Below are 24,751 nucleotides of genomic sequence, written 5' to 3'. Positions count from 1 at the left end.
ATCCGATGCAGTCACTGCCCTCCCCCGAGCCGAACACCACCGCGACCGCTGTGACCGAGCCCGCGCACGAGAGCGAACTCGCCCCGCTCCTCACCGCCTGGGACCAGGCCCACCCCGCCGCGGCCGACCCCGAGTGGCGCCACCTCCTGGACGAACTGGCCCACCCCCGCACCACCGAGGCGTTCCACCGCCTGGCGGGAGCCGCAGCTTGAACCCGCCCCTTTCTTACCGCCACACCCAGAACGCCAGAGGCCCCGGACATCCCGCCGGGGCCTCTTCTCGTACACACGACAACGCGAGAAGCCCCTGTTCTGCCTCTCACGCTGACTGATGGTCATAGTCAGTTGCCGCGGTTGCTGTACTTCTCTGGAACTTCCCGAACGCGGCGACGTACGACTTCAACACCATGTCCGTCTGCTGAGGTCACACCGGCCCGGACACGCCGATCAGGGCGTCCGGGTCGTCGCCGCGCACGACACGCGAGCCACTCGACGACTCTGACCCTGGTCTCCGTCGCCCCGAACGCCCACAGCGCCGCGCCGTCCTCCTTGTGGAGGCGGATGCCGCCGGTCCGGGTGCCGGCGGTGGAAGTCCGTCGACTTCGAGCGCGGGGAGCTGGACGTAGACCACCAGCGAACGAGGAGGGGGTGCGCGCCGCCATCGGCAGGCTGTCGGACGCTATGGGCGGGACAGGCATCGACTAGTCCAAGCCCGTTGCGGTGCTCCGCTGCTGTACGCCCCTGAAACGCCGAAGGCCCCGGATCTCTCCGGGGCCTTTGACCTGTGTGCACTCGGCAGGATTCGAACCTGCAACCTTCTGATCCGTAGTCAGATGCTCTATCCGTTAAGCTACGAGTGCTTGTTCTGTTTTCCCGCCGTTCCTTGCCCTTCCGGGCCGCTCGCGGCGACAGGAAGAACATTACATGACTGCCGCCGCCATGTGAAATCCGTTTGCCGTACCCCTTGTGAGCTGCGGAAACACCCTGAGAGGGCCTGGTGGCAACGACGAAGCCCCGGCCGATGGACCGGGGCTTCGTGATCAAGCGCGGAGGCGGAGGGATTTGAACCCTCGATGGGATTGAAGTCCCAAACCGCATTAGCAGTGCGGCGCCATAGACCGGACTAGGCGACGCCTCCAGCACAGCCGCCCGCGCGAGCGCGAGTGGTGCGTGCAGATGATGACACAGTCGAGCGTGGTGTCACCAATCGCCTCCCACGGTACTAGGCAGGCGGGCCGCAGGGCAAAGCCCTACCGGCGGTGTGAGCGGGGTGGCGCAACCGGGCGGGGCGGGGCGCGTTAGTCAGGTCATGCTCCAGTCCTCCCGGCTCGCCCGGCTCCTCGTCCTCGGCGCCTCCACGCTCGTCGCCGCCGGTTCCGTCACCGCCGTACCCGCCTCCGCCCACACCCTCATGCCCCCGCCCGCCCGCGACGACGACCGCGCCGGCGACCACCTCACCGTCACCGTGCGCAACGCGGGCGCCGGCAAGGACGGGACCTTCGAGCTGTACTGCCATCCCGGCGGCGGCACCCACCCCGACGCCGGCGGCGCGTGCGCCGCGCTCGACCGCGGGACGCGCTGGGGCAAGGACACCTTCGCCCCCGTACCGGAGCGGAGCCTGTGCACCATGCAGTACGGCGGGCCGGCCACCGCGCATGTCACCGGGACCTGGGGCGGGCGGCCCGTCGACGCGCGGTACGACCGGAGCGACGGCTGTCAGATCGGCCGTTGGGACCGGCTCGTTCCCGTGCTGCCCGCCATGGGCCGGTAGGCGGGACGTACCTCGCACAGGCATTTCATGGCGGAAACAGGGCGCCTGAAAGTCCCGCGGAAGTCGCACGAAAGTCCCATGGTGGTCTCGCGGCGGTCCCGCGGCGTAGAAGCAGGTGGTCGCGCGTGCGGTCACACGTTCTACGTCACTTCGTCGTGCGACCTCCCTCTCATCCGGGGCCCCCGGCACAACCGGTGCCCTTAGACTCCCTCGCGTGACACGTCGCGGGCCGGTTGGCAAGATGGCCCGAGCGGTCGGCAAGGTGCGGTAACAGGGAGGAAGCGTCTCGTGAGCAGCAGGCCATCCCGAGGCGCTGCTCGCCTCGCAGCCATACTCGACGCGCTGCCCGACGCGTTGGTCCTGGTCAACGCCAACGGGACCGTCGTGAACGCCAACACCATCGCCCTCGAGGCCTTCGAGGCGCCGGGTACGGCTCTGGTCGGGCGCGGGCTGCTCGATCTGCTGCCCGAGTTCGACTCCAAGCTGATCCCGGGGTCGATGCGGCGGCCGGACCACATGGACCCGCGCGGACAGACCAAGCCGACGCGCATGATCGCGCGGCGCACCGACGGGGCCGAGTTCCCGGTCGAGGTCACCAGCGCCAATCTCGAGAACGGCCAGCAGGCCTACGACAACTACGGCTACGGCAGCGACGAGCTGCTGATGCTCGTCGTACGGGACCTCACCGGGACCGTCGACACCGAGGCCGAGCTGGCGCGTTCGCAGCGGCAGACCGAGATGATCCTGCGGGCCGCATCCGAGGGTGTGGTCGGTACGGACACCGACGGGCGGATCGTGCTCGTCAACCCGGCCGCCGCCCAGATACTCGGCTACCGGGCCAGCGACCTCGGCGGCCGCGAGCTGCACGAACTCATGCTGCACTCCCGTGCGGACGGCACCCCGTTCCCGTACGAGGAGTCCCCGCTCGCCGACACCCTGCGCTCCGGGCGCAAGCACCGGGTGCGCGGGCAGGTGGTGTGGTCGAAGAAGGGCGAGAAGGTCTCGGTCGACCTGACGACCGCGCCGGTGCGGGACGGCGACCAGCTCGTCGGGGCGGTCATGACCTTCACCGACCGGCGGCCCTACGACCAGCTCGCCGAGGAGAAGGACGCCGCCGAGCGGCGGCACGCGCAGGAGCTGGAGCGGCTCGCCGAGGAGCACGCCTCCGAGCTGACCGCGCTGCGCCAGAAGCACGTCACCGAGGTCGAGGAGCTCCAGGAGCAGCACGAGGAGGAACTCGCCGCGGGCGAGGAGCGGTACGCCTCCCTGGGCGAGCGGGAGAAGGACCGGTACGAGGCGCTCGCCGGGCGCCACGAGCAGCTCCTCACCCTGCTCGGGACCTCCCTGCGCGGGCCCCTCGACGAACTGCGCCGCGAGCTGGCGGCGCTGGCCGCGGACGACGCCGGGCAGCTGTGGCCCGAGGCCAACCAGGTGCTCCATCACCTGTCCGCGGGGTACTCGCGGATCACCCAGCTCATCGACAACGTCCTGGCCTACCAGCGCCTCGACACCGGCAACGACGGGATCACGCGGACGAAAGTGATGCTCGACGCCGTGGTCGCGGCGGGCGTCGACGGGGCCGTGGAGCTCATCGGACCGGGGCGCGTGCAGTTCGCCGTGCACGCCCCGCCCATCGAGGCCGAGGTCGACCCGCAGCTCCTGGCCCGGGCCCTCGCCCACCTCGTCGCGGACGTCGCCGGCGTCGACGCGACCGGCAACGCGCCCGTGTCGGCGGGCGGTTACATGGACAACACCGTCGTCGTGGCGGCGGCACAGCGCGGCGAGGTCGTACGCATCGAGGTGCGCGGGCCGTACGCCGGGGGAGACCCGGTGCACGAGCCGATCGTGCGCGGGATCGTGCGCGCCCACGGTGGTGTGCTCCAGACACATGAAGTGCCGGGGATGAGCGGCAGCGCGTACGTCCTCGAAGTGCCCATCGGCGGTGGGGCGGGAGCCGTCGCGGCCGCCGGTCCGGCCGCGATCGAGCCGCCTGCCGGGACCGACGGCGGGGGCGGACGGCGCCGGGCGCGGCGGTCGTCCGTCGACGCGTTCCTGGAGGGCGACGAGGCCTCCGGCATCGGCGCGGACCCCGAATCCGAAGGGGCCGAGGGCACGCCCACCGGGCGTCGCAGGAGGCGTACGGAGCAGGCTCCGGCCCTTCCGGCGCTGGCGTCCGGCGTGGAGTCCGGCTCCGGTGGCACCGGGCGGCGGCGGGGCAGGCCGGCCGAGGGTGCCGACGCGGACATGGCCGAGGGTGTCGATACGGGCGACGGTGTGTCCGAGGGTGCCGTCGTCACCGCCGCCGAGTACGCCGCGGGGACCGCGGCCGTGGGGAGCGGGCTGGGCGGGACCGTGCCGCCGCAGGGTGTGCCCGCGCCCGCGGGCGGCCGCCGTGCCCGACGGGACTCCGGTCAGGGCTCGGGCTCCGGTGAGCAGCACGCGCTGCCGCCTGCGCTGCCCGCGGTCGCGTCCGCCGAACCCGCCGCCGAGGGCGACGGGGCACAGCCGACCGGACGTCGGCGCCGCGCCCTGGCCGCCGCGAACGAGCGGGCCGCCGCACAGGAAGCCGCGCCCCGCTCGGTGTTCGCCCTGCCGCCCGCGGACGCGGACCGGGCCGAGGGCACCACGGAGGGGCCGGGCGGCGCGGATCAGCCGGCGGCCGTGGCCGGGCAGGCGCAGATTCCGGGGCAGGGGCAGAGCGGTGTCCCCGGTCAGGTCGCCGTGCCCGCGCAGACAGCCGGCGCCCAGGTCGCCGCTCCCGGCCAGTTGCCGGGTCAGATCGCCGTACCCGCACAGGTTCCGGTCCAGGCCGCGCTTCCCGGGCAGGCGCCCGGCGCGCCCGCCGTACCCGCGCAGGTGCCGGGCGCTCAGGTCGCCGTCCAGGTCCCGGGGCAGGCCGTTCCCCCCGCTGTTCCCACCGCCGTTCCCGCCGCCGGGCTCGTCGACGACGGCCGGCACGACGCTGTGCCGCACGACCAGTCCGGCGACCACACCCCGCCGCAGCCGCACCCCGCGTCCGCGCCCACAGGCCGGCGCCGACGGGCCGTGGGCGCGCCCGCGGAGGCCGGTGGGACGCCCGCGCAGGGGGTCCCGGCACAGCAGCAGGGCGTTCCGGCACAGCAGATGACCGCCGGGCAGCAGACCGCTCAGCAGATGACCGCAGGGCAGCAGACCGCTCAGCCGGTCCCCGCCCAGACCGCCCGGCCCGCCGCCGTACCCGCGCAGAACGCCACCGGTCAGACCGCGCTGCCCGCTCAGGCACCCTCCGGACACACCCTCGCCGGGCAGCCGCTGCCCGCCGAGGCCGCTCCCGGTCAGGTGCCCCTGGGCACTCCGGCCCCCCAACCGTGGCCCGCCGGCGACGACACCGCCGTAGCGGCGAACGCCCCGCGGCCCGTGCCGTCCGCCGGCACCCCGGCCCCCGGCACCGCGCTGCCCCCCGAGGCGGCCGCGCAGGCACGCCCGGCGCAGCCGCTGCCCGCGGAGGCCGCGGCGCCCGTCGACCCGAACTCGACGCAGGGGCGGGCCTTCAGCGTGCGGACGCTGGGGCAGGGCGTGCCGTTCACCCGGCAGGCGGCCCAGGTCCAGCAGCCGACGGCGACGCCCGCGCCGCATCAGCCCGGGGGTTCCGGCCGTCGCCGCAAGCTCGGCACGCCACCCGACCCGGCCGCCGGACGCCCGCATCCGACGGCGGAGCAGACCCCCGCACCGGCCCAGCCCTCGCCGCCGGCCGGGCAGCCCCAGCCCTCGATGGCCGGACAGTCCCGGCTCGCGCAGATGACCGAGGGCACCGGACGGTCGTACGCCATAGGCGCACCGGACGAGAACGCCGCCGAGGGTCCCGAGCCGCTGGACGGTCCCGGCGGGGCCGTCGAGATCGCGGACACCCCGCGGCCGCAGCCCATGGACGACGAACTGCCGCCGGAGCCGCTGGACAACCCGCGCCGGCTGCTGGTGTGGCCCGCGCCGGACGTCACCACGCAGCAGGCGCTCAGCGACCGCGGCTACCGGCCCGTCATCGTGCACTCGCGCGAGGAGGTGGACGCGCAGATCGCCGCGTTCCCGGCCGCGCTGTTCGTGGATCCGCTGACCGGGCCGATCACCCGGACCGCGCTCCAGTCGCTGCGGCAAGCCGCGGTGGCCGCCTCGGTGCCGGTGATGGTGACCGCGGGGCTCGGACAGGCGACGCGCGAGGCGGCGTACGGTGCCGACCCCGCCGTACTCCTGAAGGCGCTGGCGCCGCGCGACAGCGAGCAGCATCCGCCGCGGGTGCTGCTGATCGAGGAGCACGCGGAGATCGCGCTGGCGCTGACCGCGACGCTGGAGCGGCGCGGGATGCAGGTGGCGCGGGCCGCGAGCGACGCGGACGCGGTGGCGCTGGCGGGGCAGTTCCGGCCGAACCTGGTCGTGATGGACCTGCACCAGGTGCACCGCCGCCAGGCCGGCATCGTCGACTGGCTCCGCGCCAACGGCCAGCTCAACCGCACCCCGCTCGTCGTCTACACCGCCGCCGTCGACCAGGCGGACCTGCCACGGCTCGCGTCCGGCGAGACGGTGCTGTTCCTGGCGGAGCGGTCCACCAGCGGCGAGGTACAGGCACGGATCGTGGACCTGCTGGCGCGGATCGGGACGAACTAGGGGCACAGGGGCCGGCCGTGACCGGGCCGCCCCCTACTTCGCCACCAGCCTCCGCGCAGCCTCCCGTACCGACGCCCGTAGCCGCTCGCGGTCGTCCTCCTCGCCGCCGACCACGATGCGGCGCATCTGCGGGACGACGGCGGCCCAGTTGGCCAGGGCGATGAGGAGGAAGAGGAGGTCGCGGGCGGGGATCGCGTCGGAGACGACACCGCGGTCCTGGCCGTCCTGGATGGTGGCGACCTTCTCCCGGTAGTGCTCCTGGCGCTCGGCCTCGTCGGGCAGTTCGGTCATGCCGTACTCCAGGCCCTCCCAGAAGAGCAGGCGCAGCACCTCGGGGTGGGCGACGTGGTAGTCCATGACGCCGTCGATCCAGCCCTCGATGTCGTCCGCGTCGACCGGGACGGCGACGGCCAGATCGAGCATCGCCTTCCCCAGGACCCGGGTGAACAGCTCCGCCTTGTTGCCGAAGTAGGCGTAGATCAGCTGCTTGTTGGCCTTGGCCTCGCGGGCGATGCGGTCGATGCGGGCGCCGGCGATGCCATGGCGGGCGAACTCGGCGACCGCCGCCTCGAAGATCCGGGCCCGGGTGGCCTCGGGGTCTCTCACTGCCATGGGTCAAGGGTAGCGGGGGAAGTAACCAACCGTTTGGTTGACAGGGAATTCGGGGGAGGTGCAGGGTGTTCTTGCTGCCATCCAACCAACTGGTTGGTTACCGGAGCCGACCCCTGGCCGCACCCGACCTCGAAGGATCCCGCCGCCCATGTCGTCATCGACGATCACCACCGAAACGGTCGCCCGGACCCCCACCAGGGAGCCCGCCCGCGCCCGTCTCTTCCTCGTCCTCATCGCCCTGTGCACCGCGGTCACGGCCGCCAACATCTACCTCGCCGCCCCGCTGCTCCCCCTCATCGCGCACGACTTCGGCTCGGCCCCCTCGGCCGTCGCCTGGATCGCCTCGGTCGCCCAGTTCGGCTACGCCGCCGGACTGCTGTTCTTCGCCCCGCTCGGAGACCGCGTCAACCGCCGCCGTCTGGTCGCCGGTCTCTCCCTGGCCACGACCGCGGCCCTGGCCGTCGCCGCCGCGGCCCCCGGCACCACCGCCCTCGCCGCCGCGGTCTTCGTCGCCTCCGCCGCGACGGTCGTCCCCCAGCTCCTTGTCCCCCTGGTCGCCGAACGCGCCCCCGCCGACCGCCGCGCCCGCCATGTCGCCGCCGTCATCGCGGGCCTGTTCACCGGCATCGTCGCGGCCCGCGTGCTCGGCGGTCTGGCCGGCGACGCCTTCGGCTGGCGCCCGGTGTTCGCCGGTGCGGCGGTCCTCACCGCGATCCTGGGACTGCTGACGGCGTCCGTCCTGCCCTCACGCGCGGGGACCCCGAAGGACGGCGGCGGCCTCTTCTCCGGCCTCGCCTCGATGCCGGGCCTGGTGCGCCGCTCGCCCGACCTGTGGCGCGCGTGTGTGCGGCAGGCCGGGATGTACGGCGCCTGGAGCGCCCTGTGGACCTCGCTCGCCCTGCTGCTGACCGGCGAGCCCTACGACCTCTCGACCGCCACCGCCGGTCTCTTCGGCCTCTTCGGACTGTCCGCGAGCGTGGTGGCCCCGCTGGCCGGCGGGCTGGTCGACCGCTTCGGCGCCGCGAAGGTGGTGCGCACCGCGTATGTGCTCGCCGCCGCGTCCGTCCCGCTCTTCTGGCTCGGCGGCCATGTCCTGGTGGCGCTCTTCGTCGCCGCGATCGCCGTCCACGCCGCCCTGGTCGCCGCGCACATCGCCAACCAGACCCTCGCCCTCACCACCACCTCCACCCCGGCCACCGCCAACAGCGCCTACGTCGTCTCCGGCTTCGCCGGCGGCGCCCTCGCCTCGGCCCTGGCAGGCCTCGCCTTCACCCACTTCGGGTGGGGCGGAGTGGTCATGGTGGCGGGTGTGTGGCTGGGGCTGGGGTGGGGGGTGACTGCCGTACGACGGTGACGGCGTTGTTCCTACGCAGGTGACCGTGGTGGTCGTACGACGATGCCGGGCTGGGATGCCGGGCGGGGATGTCGGGCGGGGATGTCGATTCCCTGCCCGGCATCTCGCGTATGTCCGAGCTCGGGTCAGAGCTTGGTGACGTCCAGCGCGCCCTCGGCGTACTGCTTGCGGAGCACCTTCTTGTCGAACTTGCCCACGCTCGTCTTCGGCACCGACTCGATGATCGTCCAGCGCTCCGGGAGCTGCCACTTGGCGATGTGGCCCTCCTCGGCGAGGAAGGTGCGCAGGGCGTCGAAGTCGGCGGTGGAGCCCTCGCGGAGGACGACCGTGGCCAGCGGACGCTCGCCCCACTTGTCGTCGGGGACGGCGACGACGGCGGCCTCGGTGACGTCCGGGTGGGACATCAGGGCGTTCTCGAGCTCCACCGAGGAGATCCACTCGCCGCCGGACTTGATGACGTCCTTGGCGCGGTCGGTGAGGGTGAGGAAGCCGTCGGCGGAGATGGTGCCGACGTCTCCGGTCTTCAGCCAGCCGTCCTCGCTGAACTTGTCGGCGGGGCGCAGCGCTTCGGCGTCCGGGCCGTTGTAGTAGGCGCCGGCGATCCACGGGCCGCGGACCTCCAGCTCGCCCGCGGACTCGCCGTCCCAGGGCAGGCGCTCGCCGCCGGGTCCGGTGAGGCGGGCCTCGACGCTGGCCGGGAAACGGCCCTGGGTGAGGCGGTACGCGAACTCCTCCTCGGTGCCCACCACATGGGCCGGCGGACGCGCGATGGTGCCGAGCGGGGAGGTCTCCGTCATGCCCCAGGCGTGGCAGACCCGCATGCCGAGCTTGTCGAAGGCCTCCATGAGGGAGGGCGGACAGGCGGAGCCCCCGATGGTGACCTGGCCGAGGGAGGAGACGTTCCGCGGCTTGGCGGTCAGTTCGGCGAGCAGGCCCTGCCAGATGGTGGGGACGGCCGCCGCGTGGGTCGGCTTCTCCGTCTCGATCATCTCGGCGAGCGGCGCGGGCTGGAGGAAGCGGTCCGGCATCAGCATGTTCACGCCGGTCATGAAGGTGGCGTGCGGCAGACCCCAGGCGTTGACGTGGAACTGCGGGACGACCACGAGGGACGTGTCCTGGTCGGTGAGTCCCATCGACTGGGCCATGTTGACCTGCATGGAGTGCAGGTAGATCGAACGGTGGCTGTACACCACGCCCTTGGGGTCGCCCGTCGTGCCGGACGTGTAGCACATCGCGGCGGCCTGGCGCTCGTCCAGCTCGGGCCAGTCGTACGCCGTCGGCTTCCCGGCGATCAGGTCCTCGTACTCGTGCACCTGCACGTCGGTGGCCGCGAGCCCGGAACGGTCGCCCGGACCCGACACCACCACGTGCTCGACCGTCTTGAGGTGCGGCAGCAGCGGGACGAGCAGCGGCAGCAGCGAACCGTTGGCGATCACGACCCGGTCGGCCGCGTGGTTGACGATCCACGCCAGCTGCTCGGCCGGGAGCCGGAGGTTCAGCGTGTGCAGGACCGCGCCCATGGACGGGATCGCGAAGTAGGCCTCGACATGCTCGGAGTTGTTCCACATCAGGGTCGCGACCCGCTCGTCGTCCGCGACGCCGAGGTCTTCGCGCAGCGCGTGCGCCAGCTGGGCCGCACGGGCGCCGATGCCGGCGAAGGAACGCCGGTGCGGCTCGCCCTCACCGGTCCAGGTGGTCACCTGCGATGTGCCGTGGATCGTGGACCCGTGAGTCAGGATCCTCGAGATCAGCAGCGGTACGTCCTGCATCGTGCTCAGCACGGCGTCCTCCCGGGGCGACATTGCCTACGCGGTGGTAAGGGTTGCGCTGATTCTGCTCACATACCACGCGGTATGTCACTAGGCAGCGGTGATCGATCACGTCACGTTGCGTTCACAGTGCCGTGCCGCTATCGAGAGACCGCACCGCCCGTCTCAGAGCCGACCGGGGGCCTCGGGAGGGGCAGGGTCTGGCTGTCGACACTCCACGACCCGCCGGGGCAGGTGCCTCTAGCGGACCAATCCCAGCTCCGGGTCCTCCCGGAGCTTGCCCAGCGCCCGGGACACCGCCGACTTCACCGTGCCCACCGACACCCCGAGCACCTCGGCGGTCTGGACCTCGCTCAGGTCCTCGTAGTACCTGAGGACGACCATCGCCCGCTGCCGGGCCGGCAGCTTCATGATCGCCCGCCACATCGCGTCGTGCAGCGCCTGCTGCTCGGCCGGGTCGTCCCCGCCGGGCGTCGGCTCGGGCTCCGGGATCTCGTCGGTCGCGAACTCGTCCACCTTGCGCTTGCGCCACTGCGATGTGCGTGTGTTCAGCAGCGCCCGACGCACATAGCCGTCCAGCGCCCGGTGGTCCTCGATCCGCTCCCAGGCGACATAGGTCTTGGTGAGCGCGGTCTGCAGCAGGTCCTCCGCGTCGCACGGGTTCGCGGTCAGCGACCGGGCGGTACGCAGCAGCACCGGCTGGCGGGCCTTCACGTACGACGAGAAGGAGGGGTACGTCGCGTACGGGCGGGTCTGCCTCGCCGGTACCGCGAGGTCCAAAGCGCTGGTGCAGACGGGTGTGGTCATGGCTCCACGCTAGGAGCGAGGGGGCCTCCCGCTCATCGGCCGCAGGTCCCGAAGACGAGTCCGCCTCAGGTTGTAGGGGTGGGGGTGGCTCCACCTCCTGAGGGTGGACGAGGGGGTGGGGACTACTGCGGGACGACCCCTGAGGGGTACGCCCGTCCTCGCAGACGGGCCCGCTTTCCGGTGCCTCAGTCTTCCCCGGAGAGGATCAGCCCCGAGGTGGGCACGCCCGTCCCCGCCGTCACCAGGACCCGGCCCGCGCCGGATATCCGGTTCACCGCCGTCCCCCGTATCTGACGCACTCCCTCCGCGATCCCGTTCATCCCGTGCAGATACGCCTCCCCCAGCTGCCCTCCATGGGTGTTCAGCGGCAGCCGCTCCCCGGCCACGAAGTCCGCCGCCTCGCCCTTCCCGCAGAACCCGAACTCCTCCAGCTGCATCAGCACGAACGGTGTGAAGTGGTCGTACAGGATCCCCACGTCGATGTCGGCCGGGGCGAGCCCCGAGGTACGCCACAACTGGCGGGCCACGACCCCCATCTCCGGCAGGCCCGTCAGGTCGTCGCGGTAGAAGCTGGTCATCTGCTCCTGGGCCCGGCCCGCTCCCTGAGCCGCAGCGGCCACGACCGCCGGCGGGTTCGGCAGATCACGTGCCCGCTCCAGGGACGTGACGACAAGGGCCTGGGCGCCGTCCGTCTCCTGGCAGCAGTCGAGGAGGCGGAGCGGCTCGACGATCCAGCGTGAGGCGGCGTGGTCGGCGAGGGTGATCGGACGGCCGTGGAAGTACGCCGCCGGGTTGGTCGCCGCGTGTCCGCGGGCGGTGACGGCCACCTGCCCGAAGGCCTCCGGGGTCAGACCGTAGGTGTGCAGATAACGCTGGGCCGCCATCGCCACCCAGGACGCCGGAGTGAGCAGCCCGAACGGCAGGGACCAGCCGAGCGCGACCCCCTCCGCGGAGGGCTCCCGGTGCTGCACGCCCGAGCCGAAGCGACGCCCCGAGCGTTCGTTGAAGGCGCGGTAGCAGACCACCACCTCCGCCACGCCCGTCGCCACCGCCAGCGCCGCCTGCTGGACCGTCGCACAGGCCGCCCCGCCGCCGTAGTGGACGCGGGAGAAGAAGGACAGCTCGCCCATCCCACAGGCCTGGGCCACGGTGATCTCCGGGTTGGTGTCCATCGTGAACGTCACCATCCCGTCCACGTCGGCCGGCGTCAGTCCCGCGTCGTCCAGCGCGGCCCGCACCGCCTCCACGGCGAGCTTCAGCTCGCTGCGGCCCGAGTCCTTGGAGAACTCGGTGGCACCGATGCCGACGATCGCCGACCGCCCGCCGAGGGAGTCCCGGGTACGGACGCTCATCGGGCACCTCCCGAGACCGACCCCGACGGCCTCTCCGACGGCACACCGGGCGGCGCCCCCGGCGGTGCGTCCGGCGGGACGGTGACTGTCACCGTGCCCGTGACATGTCTGCCGATGCCGTTCTCCCCGACCACCCTCACGGTCGCGGTGTCGCCCTCGACCTCCTCGACCGTGCCCGTCAACACCATGGTGTCCCCCGGGTAGTTGGGGGCGCCCAGCCGGATGGCGACTCGGCGCAGCTCGGCCGTGGGGCCGAAGTGGTCCGTGATGTAGCGGCCGACGAGGCCGTTGGTCGTCAGGATGTTCATGAAGATGTCGGGGGAGCCCTTCTGCCGGGCCGACTCCGCGTCGTGGTGGACGTCCTGGTAGTCGCGGGAGGCGACGGCGCCGGCGACGATCAGCGTGCGGGTGACCGGGATCTCCCGCGCAGGGAGCTGCTCACCGACGTACATGGGACCCCTCCTCGTGCGAACCCTTCCCGTACGAACCTTCCTCGGCGCGGAAGACCGGGAGCACCAACTCCTCGTCGTACTCCTTGAATTCGAGCCGCACCGGCATGCCGATACGCACCTTGTCGTACGGCACCCCGGTCACATTGCTGATCATCCGCACGCCTTCCGTGAGCTCTATCAGGCCGACCGCGTAAGGCGGGTCGAAGGCCGGGAAGGGCGGGTGGTGCATGACGACGTACGAATGGACCGTGCCGGTGCCGCTCGCCTCGACGGTGTCCCACTCCGGGTGGCCGCAGGTGTTGCAGCCGGGCAGCCAGGGGTGGCGCAGGGTGCCGCAGGCGGTGCAGCGCTGGATGAGAAGGCGGTGTTCGCGGACGCCCTCCCAGAAGCCGGCGTTGTCGCGGTTGATGACGGGGCGGGGGCGGCGGGGCGCCTTGTCCGGCCCGTGCTGTCGCGCGGGGGCGTATTTGAGGATGCGGAAGCGGTGGGTGCCGGCGAGGTCGGGGCCGACACGGATGTCCATACGGGTCGTGACGAAGTGACCTGTGCCGAGCTTCGTCGTCTTGCGGGAGGACACCGACTCGATCACCGCGTCGAAGGTGATCTCGTCGCCGGGGCGCAGGGGGCGGATGTACTCCTGCTCGCAGTCGGTGGCGACGACCGAGGTGCAGCCCGCCTCGTCGAGAAGGGTGAGCAGTTCGTCGTAGGCCGACGAGCGGCCCGTGTGGCCGGAGAGGCCGCCCATCGTCCATGCCTGGAGCATGGTGGGCGGGGCGATCGCGTCCGGGCCTGAGTAGGCCGGGTTGGTGTCGCCCATGGCCTCGCACCAGTGCCGGATCATGGGCGCGTTGACGGGGTCCTTGCCGGTGCCGGAGACGGCCGCGGGCCGGCCCTCGTACGCCTTCAGTCGCTGCTCCAGTTCGTCGGCCATGGCCTCCCCCTCGTCCTCGTGGTCCCGTGCGTCCCGCCCGTTTCGTATCGACACTTCTGGTACACCGCTGCCGCCGCCGGGGTTCCCACGAACGCGGCGAAGATTTCTGACTGTCCGTCAGATGCCGTGCACTGTCAAGGCGGACGGCCACCGGCCCGAACGGAGCCGCCGACCCGGCCCCGAGGTCCGCCGGGCGTACCCGCAAACGCCTGCGCGGCGATGCCGAAGCACCGCCGCGCAGATGTGTCACACCCCATGAAGCACACCCGGTCGGGGACCGGAGCCGCTGCCGGAGCGGCGGCCCCTCAGGTCACCACCACAGCGGGGTGAAGTTGATGGACGTGTTGTCGTTGCCCTGATTGATGGCCGTGAACGCGGAGCCGTTGACCTGCGCGGTGTTGCTCTGGTTCGAGGCGCCGGAGCCCACCGCGTTCTGCTGCGTGGTGGACGAGTTGCCGTTGTTCGTGCCACCGACACCGCTGCCGACGATGCTCGCGACACCCGCGTTCGATCCGTCGTCCGCGAAGCCACCGTTGTCCGCCGCCGCGACGCCGGTGAAGAGCGCGGCGGCGAGCGGAAGGGCGGAGACGGCGGCGATGACGCGGGCGGTACGGATGCTTGCCATGTTCTTCCTCCAGAACCCGGCTTTCCAGCCGGAAGTACGTCAAGTAAGCCTGTTTCCCGGGCAGTTGGCCGACCGCCTCGGAGTCGATCACGACGTCGCGAGACCAGAGTTGCCCACCGAATCCCCGGCGAACCACCCCGGAAGCGACCATTCCCCCTGAAGCGTGAGGACAAGTCGATAAACCCCTTTCACGACCTGGAGAATCAGGTCAGGGCGATGCGGGCAGACCATCCCCAAGCGCCGCAAGAGGTGAAGCGTTCCGGCGCCTTTCCGGCCAAGTCACCCCGCCCGGCGAGTCGCTCCGGAATACACTTCCCTTTCTCGAACAGGTGTACGAAAATGGAGCCATGGCCACCACAGACCGGCAGGCCACGACGCTGGCCCTAGCCCACGCCCTGTCAGCCGCCGAACGCGGCCTGGCCGTCATCCCCCTGTCCCGGACGAAGCTCCCGGCCCTGCGCTCCCCCCACCGCGACGACCCCGAGGCCCCGCCCTGCCACGGCGAGTGCGGTCGCTTCGGCCACGGGGTCTACGACGCCGCCACCGACCCGAACCGCATCCGCGAACTGTTCGCCGCGGCCCCCTGGGCGACCGGCTACGGCATCGCCTGCGGCCTCCCGCCCCACCACCTGATCGGCATCGACCTCGACACGAAATCGGACACCGACTCCTCGGCGGCCCTGCGCGAACTGGCCCTGCGCCACCTGTTCACGATCCCCGCCACGGTCGTCGTCCTGACCCCCAGCGGCGGCCGCCACCTCTGGCTGAGCGGCCCACCGGACGTCGTCGTCCCCAACTCGGCCGGCCGCCTCGCCCCCGGCATCGACATCCGAGGCGCCGGCGGCTACCTCGTGGGCCCCGGCTCCCGCACCGACCACGGCGTGTACGCGACGGCCCCCGGCACGGCCCGTCTGGCCCCCGCCGCCTGCCCGCCGGCCCTGCTCCGGCTCCTCCTCCCCCCGCCCCGCACCCACCACCCCACGCCCCCGTCGGCCGGCGACCACGGTCAGGGCCTGGTCCAGTTCGTCCTCGCCGCACACGAGGGACAGCGCAACACCCGCCTGTTCTGGGCGGCCTGCCGCGCCTACGAGGACGGCATCGGCCCCGCCCTCGTCGATCCCCTGGTCGACGCGGCCCTCAACACCGGCCTGACCGAACGCGAGGCCCGCGCGACGATCGCGTCGGCGGCACGCATGACGGGGCACCGGCCCTAGGAACGGGCGCGGCACCGGACGCAGGAACGGACAGCACCGACCCCGGGAACAGGCGTCGGCCATGAAATTCACGGGAGCTCGATGCACCACCGCCATAGAGTGCCGACCATGTCACTGGCCCACCTCGTCCTGACCTCCGGCCGCAGCGTCGACCTCTCCGAACTGCGGTTCTCCTCGACGTACGGCGGGCTGCTGGAGGGCTATCCCTGCAAGCCGATCAACGAGATGAGGATCAAGGGCCTGTTGCGATCGGCCGAGCGGGAGTCCCCGCGGACGCCGGTCCATCTGGTCCCGCCCCCGCGCGAGTACCCGGACCAGTACTCGGGTGCGTTCGGCCCGGTGGAGGTGCTCCCGTCGGTGGCGTGCGTGGGCAGCTTCCACTCCACCGCCATGAACCCGGCCCACGACCCGGTCCTGTACCGATCAGGCCTTACGGTCATCTGGTTCCAGCCCACCACCCAGGTGCCGTCGGGCTGCGACGCGGAGGACACGCTGCGGGACATGGCATGGGACGAACTGGCGGAAGACTACGAGTTGTAGGGAACGACCCGGAAGCGCTCGGCGACGACCAGGGTGTCGTCCTCGACGACGAACCCCGGGTCCTTCAGAAACCCGCGCAACTCCTCGCCGTTCCAGAACCGCTCATGCGCGGCCCGCCATTGAGCGACGGACGCGTACCCCTCACCCTCGTCCACCGCATGCTCCAGATCGACCTCACCGAGCGGCAGCACCCGTACGTCCGTGATCTCCACGACGGCCACCGGCCGCTCCTCGGAATCCACCACCGCGAACCGCGCCCCCACCCGCGGCAGCGCCTCCCCCTCGACCTCGTACGCCCTGAACAACCCCGTCGTCGAGGTCTTCGCACCGGACAGGACGGCGGCCACGAGCTTGTCGCGGAGGGGGCCGGGGAAGGCGAATTCGTACGGGGGCAGGGCATCCATGGGGTGCGGCACGAGTGCGATCGTACGGGGACGACCGAAGCGCACAGCACGACGGCCCCCGACCGATTCACCTGGTCAGGGGCCGCCAATCCACGCGGTGGGTGTGGGATTTGAACCCACGGTGACTTGCGCCACGACGGTTTTCAAGACCGTTCCCTTAGGCCGCTCGGGCAACCCACCCCGCACCACCGGTCACCGGCGGCGCGGGGACAAGAGTAACCGGTGACCACGCGCGCGTGGGGTCAGCTGTCGCCCTCCCTGGAGCCCAGGGTGAGATCCACGGTGTTGGTCTTGCCGTCGCGTTCGTAGGTGATCTTGACCTTGTCGCCGGGCTGGTGGGTCCAGATCTCGCCGATGAGGGTGGGGCCGGAGTCGATGACGCGGTCGTCGAGCTTGGTGATGACGTCGCCGGGCTTGAGGCCGGCCTTGGCCGCCGGGCCGCCCGCCTCGACCGCGTCGGAGCCGCTGGCGCCCTGCTCGGTGATCTTCGCACCGCCCGTGGAGTCCTCCAGGGAGACCGAGGCGCCGATCTTGGCGTACACCGGCTTGCCGGTCTTGATCAGCTGCTGGGCCACGTACTTGGCCTGGTTGATCGGGATGGCGAAGCCGAGGCCGATCGAGCCGGACTGGCTGGTGCCGCCCAGGCCGCCGCCGCTGGTGGACTGGATCGCTGAGTTGATGCCGATCACATTGCCCTGGGCGTCCAGGAGGGGGCCGCCGGAGTTGCCCGGGTTGATCGAGGCGTCGGTCTGCAGGGCGCTCATGTACGACGCGTTCGAACCGCTGCCGTCGCTCGACGCCACCGGGCGGTTCTTCGCGCTGATGATGCCCGTCGTGACCGTGTTCGAGAGGCCGAAGGGGGCGCCGATGGCGATCGTCGAGTCGCCCACGGCGACCTTGTCCGAGTCGCCCAGCGTCAGAGGCTTGAGGTCCGACGGGGCGTTCTTGAGCTTGATCACCGCCACGTCGTAGCCCTGCGCGTGGCCGACGACCTCGGCGTCGTACTTCTTGCCGCTCGGGAAGGTCGCGGTCAGCTTGCCGCCGTCCACCGCGTCCGCCACCACGTGGTTGTTGGTGACGATGTGGCCCTCGGTGTCGAAGACGAAGCCGGTGCCGGTGCCGCCCTCGCCGCTGCTGGACTCGGCCTGGATGGTGACCGTGCTCGGCAGCGCCGTGGCGGCCACGCCCGCGACCGTGCCGGCGTCGCGCTTGACGGAGCCGCCGCTGTCGGAGGCGGAGACGGTGGTCGACGAGGTGTTGTCGTCGTTCTTGGCCAGGGTGTAGCCGAGTCCGCCGCCCAGGCCGCCCGCGACCAGCGCGGCGATCAGGACCGCCGCCATCAGGCCGCCGCGGCCGCGGCCGGACTTCGGTGCGGGCTGCTGGTAGGAGGCGCCCCAGCCACCGGCACCCGCGCCGCCCGAGCCGCTGTCGGCGTACGCCGGGGTGGCGGGGGGCGGGGGCGGCCAGGAGCCGTCCGGTGCCTGGCCCGGGGCGGCGCCGCCCTGCGGACCGCCCGCGCCGACCGAGGCGTACGCCGGTGCCTGGCCCGCGTGGACCAGCTCCTGCTCCGGTGCGCCGGGGGCGTGCGGGGGCGTCGTGGGGAGCGGGGTCGTCGGGGCGCCGTTGTCGGGCGCGGTCCCCTGCGGGGAGGCTGCGGGGGAATCCACCGGCACGGGAGGTGCGGACGGGGCCGGGGGTACCGCAGTGCCCTCGTTCTCGGTGCTCACAGCTTTTCTCCTCGATCCACGGCTGTTGTCCTAAGGTCGCACTCGGCCACGCTCGTTCACGCTGTGCCGACGGTCCGGCGCGATGCAGCTGTGCATGTGCTTTTGTATGCCCTCAGCTTTTCCCACGGGACGTCAGGGCACCATAAGCGGTGACTGTGGGTCCACGACTTTCCTTTATATGGGACATGTGCGGCGAACCAGACGCATCTCGGCGACCTCCTCGTGCGACGAGTGCCCCGCTGCGGTGGCACCATGACGCGGTGACCCACGCACGGCAGCAAAGCATTCAGGTCGTCGCCCACCGTGGAGCCTCCGAAGAGGCCCCGGAGCACACTCTGGCCGCGTACAAGAAGGCGATCGAGGACGGCGCCGACGCCCTCGAGTGCGATGTGCGCCTGACCGCCGACGGCCATCTCGTCTGCGTCCACGACCGACGCGTCAACCGTACGTCCAACGGGCGCGGGGCGGTGTCCGCCCTGGAGCTGGCCGACCTGGCCGCCCTGGACTTCGGCTCCTGGCGGAACCGGGACGAGGAGCCCGACTGGGAGCACCGCCCGGAGGACCGCGAGGACACCTCCGTACTCACGCTGGAGCGGCTCCTGGAGCTGGTCGCGGACGCGGGGCGGCGGGTGGAGCTGGCCATCGAGACCAAGCACCCCACCCGTTGGGCCGGGCAGGTGGAGGAGCGGCTGCTCGTGCTGCTGAAACGGTTCGGGCTGGACGCGCCCGCCTCGGCGGCCGACTCCCCGGTGCGGATCATGAGCTTCTCGGCCCGCTCGCTGCATCGCGTGCGTGCCGCCTCGTCGGCGCTGCCCACGGTCTATCTGATGCAGTTCGTCTCGCCCCGGCTGAGGGACGGTCGGCTTCCGGCGGGGGTCCGGATCGCGGGGCCCTCGATCCGGATCGTCCGCAATCACCCGGCGTACATCGAGCGACTGAAACGAGCCGGTCACCAGGTGCACGTATGGACGGTGAACGAGCCCGAGGACGTGGATCTCTGCGTCGAGCTCGGCATCGACGCGATCATCACCAACCGACCGCGCGCGGTCCTGCGCCAGCTGGGCAGATAACCAAAACGCCGATAACTGGTAAAGACCTGTGAAGACACCTTGACCGGGCACCCCGGACACCCGCATTCTCCCAACCCGGCCATGACGACGAAATCCAGCCAGACGATTACAGGGTGTGCTCCGGCGCGTTCGGACCGTATTCGATCGTTACGAATGCGTCAGCGGACCTTGATTGGCCGGTTTCCGGTACAGGCCAATGGGGCATCCACACCGTGGCGTGGGGCAAAGGAGGTCTCGGGGGTGGCGTTGGTGGTGGCACAGGAGGTGCCCACGTCGTCGAGCATGGCCGTACCCCATGGCCCTGCGGGCGTGGGGGAAGCAAGACACCGGATGCGCTCTCAGCTGCGCACGGGTGGCGTGTCGGAAGCGGTCATCGACGACGCCGTACTGATTCTTTCCGAACTGCTGAGCAATGCGTGCAAGCACGGCCGGCCGCTGGGCGAGGCCCTGGCCGGGGACGGCGATGTCCGCGCCGCCTGGCGGGTGGACACCGGTGGCAGACTCACGGTCGAGGTGACGGACGGCGGCGGGCCCACCCGCCCTGCTCCGGCCACGCCCTCGGTCACCGCACACGGCGGCCGCGGGCTGAACATCATCACCGCGCTGTCCGACGACTGGGGCGTCCGGGACGACGCCCGCGGCGAGGTCACGGTGTGGGTCGTCGTCCATGACGACGTGCACGATCCGGACGCCGGCCATCGCCGCGACGACTTCGCCGCGCGCATCACGGCTCCCTCGGTGTCGGCGATCGCCGATCTGGACTTCGCGGAGGCGTTCACCGAGCTGGACTGAGGCGACACGGCCCGGGTGATCCGGCACGTTGTCCACAGGCTCCCGTCGGTCATCCCGTGAACGGCTAGGCTCCCGCCGTACGAGACCAGCCGTAACCGGGAGACCTCACGATGGCCAAGAAGCGACCCCAGACAAAGGCCAAGCGCCCGCAGATCACCGACGGGGAGGTCCCGGTCGTCGGTGCCCGCGAGCCCTGCCCCTGCGGGAGCGGCCGCCGTTACAAGGCCTGTCACGGCCGGGCCGCCGCGCACGCGGTGACCGAGCTGGTGCAGCGCCCGTTCGAGGGGCTGCCGGGCGAGGGCGACTGGGTGGCCCTGCGCGAGCTGGTGCCGGCCGCCACGGTCGAGCTGACCCTGAAGGGCGGCCTCCCCGAGGGCGTCCCCTCGGTGTCGCTGGCCACGGTGCTGCCGATGGCCTGGCCGGCGCTGCGCCGCGACGACGGCTCGGTGCTGCTGGGTCTGCAGAACGACACGGCGTCGGGCGACATCAGCCGCGATCTCGCCGACACCCTCCAGCGCGCCCTCACCGCCGAGCCGGGCACTCCGGTCCAGGGCCGCCGCGCTCCCGCCGACGGGCCGCGGCTGCAGGACCTCCTCGACCCCGAAGGCACGTTCGAGCCAGTCGTGCACGCGGGCTTCGAGTTCTGGGTGCCGGACGCGGAGAACTCCACCCCGGAGGTGACCGCCTCCCTGGAGCGGGCCAACGCCGCGGCCATCCCGACCGCCAAACTCCAGGGCGTGGACGCCGCCTACTGGTGCGAGACGCCGGACAAGAACCACCTGCGCTGGGTCATGCCCTATCCCGAGGAGCAGCTTCTGGACGCGCTCGCGCGGCTGCACGCGGCGGGCCGGGCGGGCCTCGGCGAGGGCACCCGGCTCGTGGGTTCCTTCCGTGCCCACGGGCTCACCGTGCCGGTCTGGGACCTGCCGAGCGGGGTCACCGCGGAGGACGTGGAGAAGCCGGCGGCCGAGTTCGCCGAGCGGCTCACCGCCGCGCTGGCCTCGGACGCTCCGCTCACCGCGGACGAGCGTCGCGCGCGTGGCGGCCTGACCAACCGACAGGTCACGCTCAGCTGACACACAGGTTCGAGGGTCTGGAGCTGCTGACCGGTCGGTCAGCAGCTCCCGGGCTCGCGGGGTGACCGGATCCGCTCACAACTCCCGCCGGGAGCAAGCGAGTCGGTGTCCGGAAAGCCGATGAAAAACCGAGATCGAATTTGCGAACAGCCGATCTCTTGTTACCGTTCCAGTAGCCCGGTTGCTGGTGCATCCCCCGTCGCCAGCAACCGGGTCTTTCTGTGCGCCGTTCCGTTTACGGAACGCTGCCGGGCGTCAACTGCCCGTGTAGGACCCGGAGTTGCTTCCGGATCGCAGCAGGAGCGGCCCCTGGCCGCCGCGTCCCGCGAACTCCGCGACCGCCGTGTACGCGCCCGGTTCGCCCTGGGTGCGCTCCCTGGGCGTCTCGCAGGTACCCGGCTCGTCGTCCGCGCCCACGGCGCAGCGCATCTGCACGGTGCGGCCGCCGGGGCCCATGAAACTGAGGACGGATTCCAGCCCGTCGCCGGTGGCGTTGCGGTAGTAGGTGCGCGCCCAGGTCTCCTCGCCCTGCGTCAGGACACAGGTCTGTGCCTCGATGCCCTCGGGGGAGGTGAGTTCGGGTCCGCAGCGGGCGGCGGTGGCCAGGCCCAGACCGAGCAGCCACGGCGAGCTGGTGGGGTCGGCGACCTTGTGGTCCTCGTGCGCCCCGCCGGGTGCGGCGCCTTCTTCGCGTACGGGCGCCTGATCACGTACGGCCGTCTCCTCGCGTACGGCGGCACGACGCCCCTCGCCCACCTGTCCCGCGGACGCCACAGCCAGCGGAAGCGCGACCGCGCACGCCACGACGCCCGTCAGGGCAAGCAGACGAAGGTTCATGAAAGGGACGATAACGAGCGCGCGCGGGCCGCTGGTTCCGCGCGCGCCCGACACCCTTACAACTCGGGCGCGCTCACACCCGTACGAGTGAGGGCGTCCACCACCGCGTCCACCACGGCCTCGACATCGGGCACCCACGGGGAGGCCGAGCCGGGCAGTGGCGCGCGCTCCCAGCGGATGGGGCCCCGACCCGTCTCGGACGGGGGCAGCGCGACATAGCCGCCCTCGCCGTGGAACCGCAGGGAGCCGGGGACGAAGTCCTTGGCGTACAGCAGTTCGCCCAACTGCTCCATGGAGTACGGCTTGACGAGGATCGCCCAGCGGGTGGGCGAGGCGACCACCGGACCGAGGCGCATGCCCTGGCGGTCGAGGGCGGCCAGCGCCCGGGAGCCCGCGAGGGCCGGCAGGGACACCGCGCAGGGTGCCGTGCCGCCGGTGGCGAGGACGATCGGCGCGGCGGGCCGGTTGGTCCACCACCAGCGCACCATGCGCTCGTCGGTGGTGGCCGCGAGGAGCCCGGGGTCGAAGGGGTGCGCGCCGGGGACCGTGCACTCTGGGTCGGGACAGCTGCAGCGGGCCCGGCCTTGCGGGTCCGGTGCCGCGCCCGGGAGTACGGGCCACTGCCATTCCGTCGCGAAGGTCAGGGCCGCGCTGATCAACTCAGGCCCCCCGTCGTTCCGCTTGGACAGGAGCCTGCGTGCCTTTCCGAGGATCTCGCGCATGAGCGCTCGTTCCTTTCCGTTGCACCGCTGGCAACACCGTGGGCCACATCACACCATGTGTCGATCACTGCACTGTGCGTACCTGTTGGCGCATCACACCCCTGTCCGAGACAAGGGGAACCCCTATGGGTCGAGCGTTGGCTGCGTCCGCGGCAGCCTGACCCACACTGCGTCTATCAAAAGCATGGGCGTGGCGTGGGGGTGGCGAAGTCTGGCGTTTTTGCCGTCCCGCGTGTTTCTCCTCGCCTCCGCCACGGAGGATGGGGCACGGTCGTCGGTGGTTAAGACGCCCGGGTCCGTCACCAGGTTCCGGGTGGATGTCAACCACCCCTGGCCTTCTCCGAGTACGTACCCATCACGACCGCTGTGACGCTCAGTGGAGCAAGGCCAGTCGACCGCAATAGGCCGTTGCCCGAGGCAGTTTTAAGCCAACTTTGCTTTTTGGCAAGAGGTACCCCGGTGACCCACGGACACCAGGAATCCCGGCAGGACAATGCTGGACATCCCCTCACGAGTGCGTGTACATGTGGAGACACTGCTAGCGGCGCAGAATGACATGGGGGTTTGCGATGCTTTTGAGCAATACGCACCGGTCGGAAAGCCGGACGCCATGAACGCCCCTCACCCTCCGAAAGTGGCCGGAATCGATTCAACGGTTCCCTCGCCCGCACACACTGTCGCGCCCGCGCCCGTCGTCCCGGGCACCTCTCCGGTCCCTTCACCGCACGCCCCGAACGCCCCGGGCGCCCTGCTCCAGGACCGGCTCGCAGGCTGGGTCTCCGACCTCACCACCCTGCACGAACTCACGGAACGTCTGGCCCGCACGGACGCACTCCAGGAAGCCCTGACCGAACTCCTGCGCGCCGGAGCCGCCCTCGTGGGCGCCCGGCGCGGCCTCGTCGTCATGGAACCGGGCGACGGACTCGGCCCCGACACCACGATCGGCCTGGGACTGGCCCGCGCCGACCTCGGTCACATCGAGACCGTGCCGCGCAGTGCGATGTCGTACGGCAGGATCCTCGACGGACTGCCGGGCGCCGACGGCGAGATCGCCGAGCCGGACCTCTTCGCCGAGGACGGCCTCGACCCCCGGCACCGCGAGGTGGCCGCCCGCCTCGGCTACGGCGCGTGCTACGCGCTGCCGCTCGCCTCCGACGCCGCGGGCCGGATCGGCGCCGCCGTATGGCTGTACGACGAGCCCGCCGAACCGTCCGAGCGCCAGCGCCACCTCGTGGGCCTGTACGCGCGCTACGCGACCGAGCACCTGGCGCGCCTGCTCGAGGTCGAGCGCACGCGCGCGTGCATGGCGACGATGGCGGAGGAGCTGCTGCCGTCCCGGCTCCCCCGCGTCGCCGGTGTGCGGCTCGCCGTCCGGCACCGCACCGGCCCGCGCGGCGGCGGCGACTGGCACGACGCGCTGCCGCTGCCCGACGCCGCGCTCGGTCTAGCGGTGGGCTCGGTCACCGGATCGGGCGCCAGCGCGATCGCCGCGATGGGCCGCCTGAGAGCGTCCTTGCGGGCGTACGCCGTGATGGAGGGCGAGGACCCCGTCGCCGTCCTGTCCGACCTGGAGCTGCTGCTGCGGCTGACCGAACCGGCCCGCTCCGCGACCGCCCTGTTCGCCTACTGCGAGCCCGCGCTGCGCAAGATCACGCTGGCCGGTGCCGGGCACTGCCCGCCGCTGCTGGTCGGGGAGCGGCGCACGGAGTTCGTGGAGACGTCCGTGTCGGCGCCGCTCGGGATGCTCGCCTGCTGGGAGGCGCCCAGCGTGGAGCTCCAGGCCGAGCCCGGAGAGACGGTTCTGCTGTACACCGACGGACTGCTGCACCGTACCGGCGACCCCACCGACCGTGCCTTCGCGCGGCTGCACTCCGCGGCGGCGAGCGTGCCGAAGGCGCTGCGGCACGACCCGGACGCGATCGCCGACCACGTCCTGCGCACCGTGCTGCCGGACGGCTTGGACCAGGCCGACTCCGAGGAGGACGTCGTCCTGCTCGCCGCGCACTTCGAGTAGCGCCCCGGGTAGCTCTCGGTAACAGGTCCAACGGCCCTGGGCCCC

The 24,751-nt window shown here is 71.8% G+C and carries 21 protein-coding genes and 3 tRNA genes; 10 read left to right on the top strand and 14 right to left on the bottom strand.

The features are described from left to right. Nucleotides 1-5 precede the first annotated feature (5 nt). Nucleotides 6-212, top strand: a complete 207-nt coding sequence (locus ACFY0U_RS12160; RefSeq protein WP_388633974.1) for a hypothetical protein — start codon at nt 6-8, stop codon at nt 210-212. Nucleotides 213-786: 574 nt separating this feature from the next. On the opposite strand, the gene ACFY0U_RS12155 is transcribed toward ACFY0U_RS12160, so the two are convergent. Together ACFY0U_RS12155 and ACFY0U_RS12150 are read right to left on the bottom strand one after the other, a co-directional pair. After that, nucleotides 787-859 (bottom strand) — tRNA-Arg (locus tag ACFY0U_RS12155). A gap of 187 nt (nt 860-1,046) precedes the next feature. Then, nucleotides 1,047-1,137 (bottom strand) — tRNA-Ser (locus ACFY0U_RS12150). A 171-nt stretch (nt 1,138-1,308) separates the two neighbouring features. Between ACFY0U_RS12150 and ACFY0U_RS12145 the strand changes: the two genes are divergently transcribed. After that, on the top strand, nt 1,309-1,770 hold the full coding sequence (locus ACFY0U_RS12145; RefSeq protein ID WP_388633972.1) for an SSI family serine proteinase inhibitor: 462 nt from the start codon (nt 1,309-1,311) through the stop codon (nt 1,768-1,770). A 288-nt stretch (nt 1,771-2,058) separates the two neighbouring features. Then, nucleotides 2,059-6,408 carry a PAS domain-containing protein gene (locus ACFY0U_RS12140; RefSeq protein WP_388633971.1) on the top strand — a complete coding sequence of 1,450 codons (4,350 nt, stop codon included), beginning with the start codon at nt 2,059-2,061 and terminating at the stop codon, nt 6,406-6,408. A gap of 33 nt (nt 6,409-6,441) precedes the next feature. Here ACFY0U_RS12140 and ACFY0U_RS12135 read toward each other — a convergent pair whose 3' ends face one another. Then, nucleotides 6,442-7,020: a TetR family transcriptional regulator gene (locus ACFY0U_RS12135; protein ID WP_388633968.1), complete on the bottom strand. Its 579-nt coding sequence runs from the start codon at nt 7,018-7,020 to the stop codon at nt 6,442-6,444. 148 nt (nt 7,021-7,168) lie between these two features. Here ACFY0U_RS12135 and ACFY0U_RS12130 point away from each other — a divergent pair, with 148 nt between their 5' ends. Further along, nucleotides 7,169-8,374, top strand: a complete 1,206-nt coding sequence (locus ACFY0U_RS12130) for an MFS transporter (protein ID WP_388633966.1) — start codon at nt 7,169-7,171, stop codon at nt 8,372-8,374. 125 nt (nt 8,375-8,499) lie between these two features. Here ACFY0U_RS12130 and ACFY0U_RS12125 read toward each other — a convergent pair whose 3' ends face one another. The 6 genes from ACFY0U_RS12125 to ACFY0U_RS12100 form a co-directional block, all read right to left on the bottom strand. After that, complete coding sequence (locus ACFY0U_RS12125; protein WP_388633964.1) at nt 8,500-10,176, bottom strand: long-chain fatty acid--CoA ligase; 1,677 nt, start codon at nt 10,174-10,176, stop codon at nt 8,500-8,502. Between the two features lie 207 nt (nt 10,177-10,383). After that, entirely contained in the window at nt 10,384-10,950 is a 567-nt protein-coding gene (locus tag ACFY0U_RS12120) for a SigE family RNA polymerase sigma factor (protein ID WP_388633961.1), read from the bottom strand. Between the two features lie 185 nt (nt 10,951-11,135). After that, on the bottom strand, nt 11,136-12,302 hold the full coding sequence (locus ACFY0U_RS12115; protein WP_388633958.1) for a lipid-transfer protein: 1,167 nt from the start codon (nt 12,300-12,302) through the stop codon (nt 11,136-11,138). After that, nucleotides 12,299-12,754, bottom strand: coding sequence for a MaoC family dehydratase (locus ACFY0U_RS12110; RefSeq protein ID WP_388633956.1), 456 nt, complete (start codon nt 12,752-12,754; stop codon nt 12,299-12,301). Before ACFY0U_RS12110 ends, ACFY0U_RS12115 begins: the two co-directional genes overlap by 4 nt. Further along, nucleotides 12,741-13,685, bottom strand: a complete 945-nt coding sequence (locus tag ACFY0U_RS12105) for a bifunctional MaoC family dehydratase N-terminal/OB-fold nucleic acid binding domain-containing protein (RefSeq protein WP_388634331.1) — start codon at nt 13,683-13,685, stop codon at nt 12,741-12,743. The genes ACFY0U_RS12110 and ACFY0U_RS12105 overlap by 14 nt, the downstream gene beginning before the upstream one ends. 310 nt (nt 13,686-13,995) lie before the next feature. Further along, a complete protein-coding gene (locus ACFY0U_RS12100; protein WP_388633953.1) occupies nt 13,996-14,310 on the bottom strand; it encodes a hypothetical protein in 315 nt (104 codons plus the stop codon). Nucleotides 14,311-14,657: 347 nt separating this feature from the next. On the opposite strand from ACFY0U_RS12100, the gene ACFY0U_RS12095 reads away from it, so the two are divergent. Both ACFY0U_RS12095 and ACFY0U_RS12090 read left to right on the top strand, forming a co-directional pair. Next, a complete protein-coding gene (locus ACFY0U_RS12095) occupies nt 14,658-15,524 on the top strand; it encodes a bifunctional DNA primase/polymerase (RefSeq protein ID WP_388633950.1) in 867 nt (288 codons plus the stop codon). A gap of 81 nt (nt 15,525-15,605) precedes the next feature. Further along, nucleotides 15,606-16,064, top strand: coding sequence for a hypothetical protein (locus tag ACFY0U_RS12090; RefSeq protein ID WP_388633947.1), 459 nt, complete (start codon nt 15,606-15,608; stop codon nt 16,062-16,064). On the opposite strand, the gene ACFY0U_RS12085 is transcribed toward ACFY0U_RS12090, so the two are convergent. The 3 genes from ACFY0U_RS12085 to ACFY0U_RS12075 form a co-directional block, all read right to left on the bottom strand. Further along, the gene (locus tag ACFY0U_RS12085) at nt 16,052-16,468 is read right to left on the bottom strand and encodes an ASCH domain-containing protein (protein WP_388634328.1); all 417 of its coding nucleotides are present in this window, start codon (nt 16,466-16,468) and stop codon (nt 16,052-16,054) included. The genes ACFY0U_RS12090 and ACFY0U_RS12085 overlap by 13 nt on opposite strands. A 95-nt stretch (nt 16,469-16,563) precedes the next feature. Further along, nucleotides 16,564-16,648 (bottom strand) — tRNA-Ser (locus tag ACFY0U_RS12080). A 62-nt stretch (nt 16,649-16,710) separates the two neighbouring features. Next, nucleotides 16,711-18,195 (bottom strand): S1C family serine protease, encoded by a 1,485-nt coding sequence (locus ACFY0U_RS12075; RefSeq protein WP_388633944.1) that lies wholly within the window; start codon nt 18,193-18,195, stop codon nt 16,711-16,713. A 260-nt stretch (nt 18,196-18,455) separates the two neighbouring features. On the opposite strand from ACFY0U_RS12075, the gene ACFY0U_RS12070 reads away from it, so the two are divergent. From ACFY0U_RS12070 to ACFY0U_RS12060, 3 genes are all read left to right on the top strand, one after another. Beyond that, on the top strand, nt 18,456-19,265 hold the full coding sequence (locus ACFY0U_RS12070) for a glycerophosphodiester phosphodiesterase (protein ID WP_388633941.1): 810 nt from the start codon (nt 18,456-18,458) through the stop codon (nt 19,263-19,265). 153 nt (nt 19,266-19,418) lie between these two features. Then, the gene (locus ACFY0U_RS12065) at nt 19,419-20,057 is read left to right on the top strand and encodes an ATP-binding protein (protein ID WP_388633938.1); all 639 of its coding nucleotides are present in this window, start codon (nt 19,419-19,421) and stop codon (nt 20,055-20,057) included. Between the two features lie 110 nt (nt 20,058-20,167). Next, the gene (locus ACFY0U_RS12060) at nt 20,168-21,133 is read left to right on the top strand and encodes a DUF5926 family protein (RefSeq protein WP_388633936.1); all 966 of its coding nucleotides are present in this window, start codon (nt 20,168-20,170) and stop codon (nt 21,131-21,133) included. 255 nt (nt 21,134-21,388) lie between these two features. Here the strand turns inward: ACFY0U_RS12060 and ACFY0U_RS12055 are convergent, their stop codons facing one another. Together ACFY0U_RS12055 and ACFY0U_RS12050 are read right to left on the bottom strand one after the other, a co-directional pair. Then, nucleotides 21,389-21,970: a hypothetical protein gene (locus tag ACFY0U_RS12055; RefSeq protein ID WP_388633933.1), complete on the bottom strand. Its 582-nt coding sequence runs from the start codon at nt 21,968-21,970 to the stop codon at nt 21,389-21,391. Nucleotides 21,971-22,026: 56 nt separating this feature from the next. Further along, complete coding sequence (locus tag ACFY0U_RS12050; RefSeq protein ID WP_388633931.1) at nt 22,027-22,692, bottom strand: bifunctional DNA primase/polymerase; 666 nt, start codon at nt 22,690-22,692, stop codon at nt 22,027-22,029. 493 nt (nt 22,693-23,185) lie between these two features. Here ACFY0U_RS12050 and ACFY0U_RS12045 point away from each other — a divergent pair, with 493 nt between their 5' ends. Then, complete coding sequence (locus ACFY0U_RS12045; protein WP_388633928.1) at nt 23,186-24,706, top strand: PP2C family protein-serine/threonine phosphatase; 1,521 nt, start codon at nt 23,186-23,188, stop codon at nt 24,704-24,706. Nucleotides 24,707-24,751 lie beyond the last annotated feature (45 nt).

This window comes from Streptomyces sp. NPDC001536 (assembly GCF_042894505.1).
Lineage (GTDB): Bacteria > Actinomycetota > Actinomycetes > Streptomycetales > Streptomycetaceae > Streptomyces.
Note: the sequence above shows the minus strand (reverse complement) of the source record. Positions and strands in the feature narration are given on the sequence as shown.

Excerpts from the sequence above, each read along its gene's own strand:
- ACFY0U_RS12045 (WP_388633928.1), top strand. The coding sequence starts at position 23,186 with ATGCTGGACATCCCCTCACGAGTGCGTGTACATGTGGAGACACTGCTA.
- ACFY0U_RS12095 (WP_388633950.1), top strand. The coding sequence starts at position 14,658 with ATGGCCACCACAGACCGGCAGGCCACGACGCTGGCCCTAGCCCACGCC.
- ACFY0U_RS12145 (WP_388633972.1), top strand. The coding sequence starts at position 1,309 with ATGCTCCAGTCCTCCCGGCTCGCCCGGCTCCTCGTCCTCGGCGCCTCC.
- ACFY0U_RS12085 (WP_388634328.1), bottom strand. The coding sequence starts at position 16,468 with ATGGATGCCCTGCCCCCGTACGAATTCGCCTTCCCCGGCCCCCTCCGC.
- ACFY0U_RS12125 (WP_388633964.1), bottom strand. The coding sequence starts at position 10,176 with ATGTCGCCCCGGGAGGACGCCGTGCTGAGCACGATGCAGGACGTACCG.
- ACFY0U_RS12120 (WP_388633961.1), bottom strand. The coding sequence starts at position 10,950 with ATGACCACACCCGTCTGCACCAGCGCTTTGGACCTCGCGGTACCGGCG.
- ACFY0U_RS12130 (WP_388633966.1), top strand. The coding sequence starts at position 7,169 with ATGTCGTCATCGACGATCACCACCGAAACGGTCGCCCGGACCCCCACC.
- ACFY0U_RS12110 (WP_388633956.1), bottom strand. The coding sequence starts at position 12,754 with ATGTACGTCGGTGAGCAGCTCCCTGCGCGGGAGATCCCGGTCACCCGC.
- ACFY0U_RS12160 (WP_388633974.1), top strand. The coding sequence starts at position 6 with ATGCAGTCACTGCCCTCCCCCGAGCCGAACACCACCGCGACCGCTGTG.
- ACFY0U_RS12060 (WP_388633936.1), top strand. The coding sequence starts at position 20,168 with ATGGCCAAGAAGCGACCCCAGACAAAGGCCAAGCGCCCGCAGATCACC.
- ACFY0U_RS12100 (WP_388633953.1), bottom strand. The coding sequence starts at position 14,310 with ATGGCAAGCATCCGTACCGCCCGCGTCATCGCCGCCGTCTCCGCCCTT.
- ACFY0U_RS12105 (WP_388634331.1), bottom strand. The coding sequence starts at position 13,685 with ATGGCCGACGAACTGGAGCAGCGACTGAAGGCGTACGAGGGCCGGCCC.
- ACFY0U_RS12135 (WP_388633968.1), bottom strand. The coding sequence starts at position 7,020 with ATGGCAGTGAGAGACCCCGAGGCCACCCGGGCCCGGATCTTCGAGGCG.
- ACFY0U_RS12055 (WP_388633933.1), bottom strand. The coding sequence starts at position 21,970 with ATGAACCTTCGTCTGCTTGCCCTGACGGGCGTCGTGGCGTGCGCGGTC.
- ACFY0U_RS12115 (WP_388633958.1), bottom strand. The coding sequence starts at position 12,302 with ATGAGCGTCCGTACCCGGGACTCCCTCGGCGGGCGGTCGGCGATCGTC.
- ACFY0U_RS12050 (WP_388633931.1), bottom strand. The coding sequence starts at position 22,692 with ATGCGCGAGATCCTCGGAAAGGCACGCAGGCTCCTGTCCAAGCGGAAC.
- ACFY0U_RS12090 (WP_388633947.1), top strand. The coding sequence starts at position 15,606 with ATGCACCACCGCCATAGAGTGCCGACCATGTCACTGGCCCACCTCGTC.
- ACFY0U_RS12065 (WP_388633938.1), top strand. The coding sequence starts at position 19,419 with ATGCGTCAGCGGACCTTGATTGGCCGGTTTCCGGTACAGGCCAATGGG.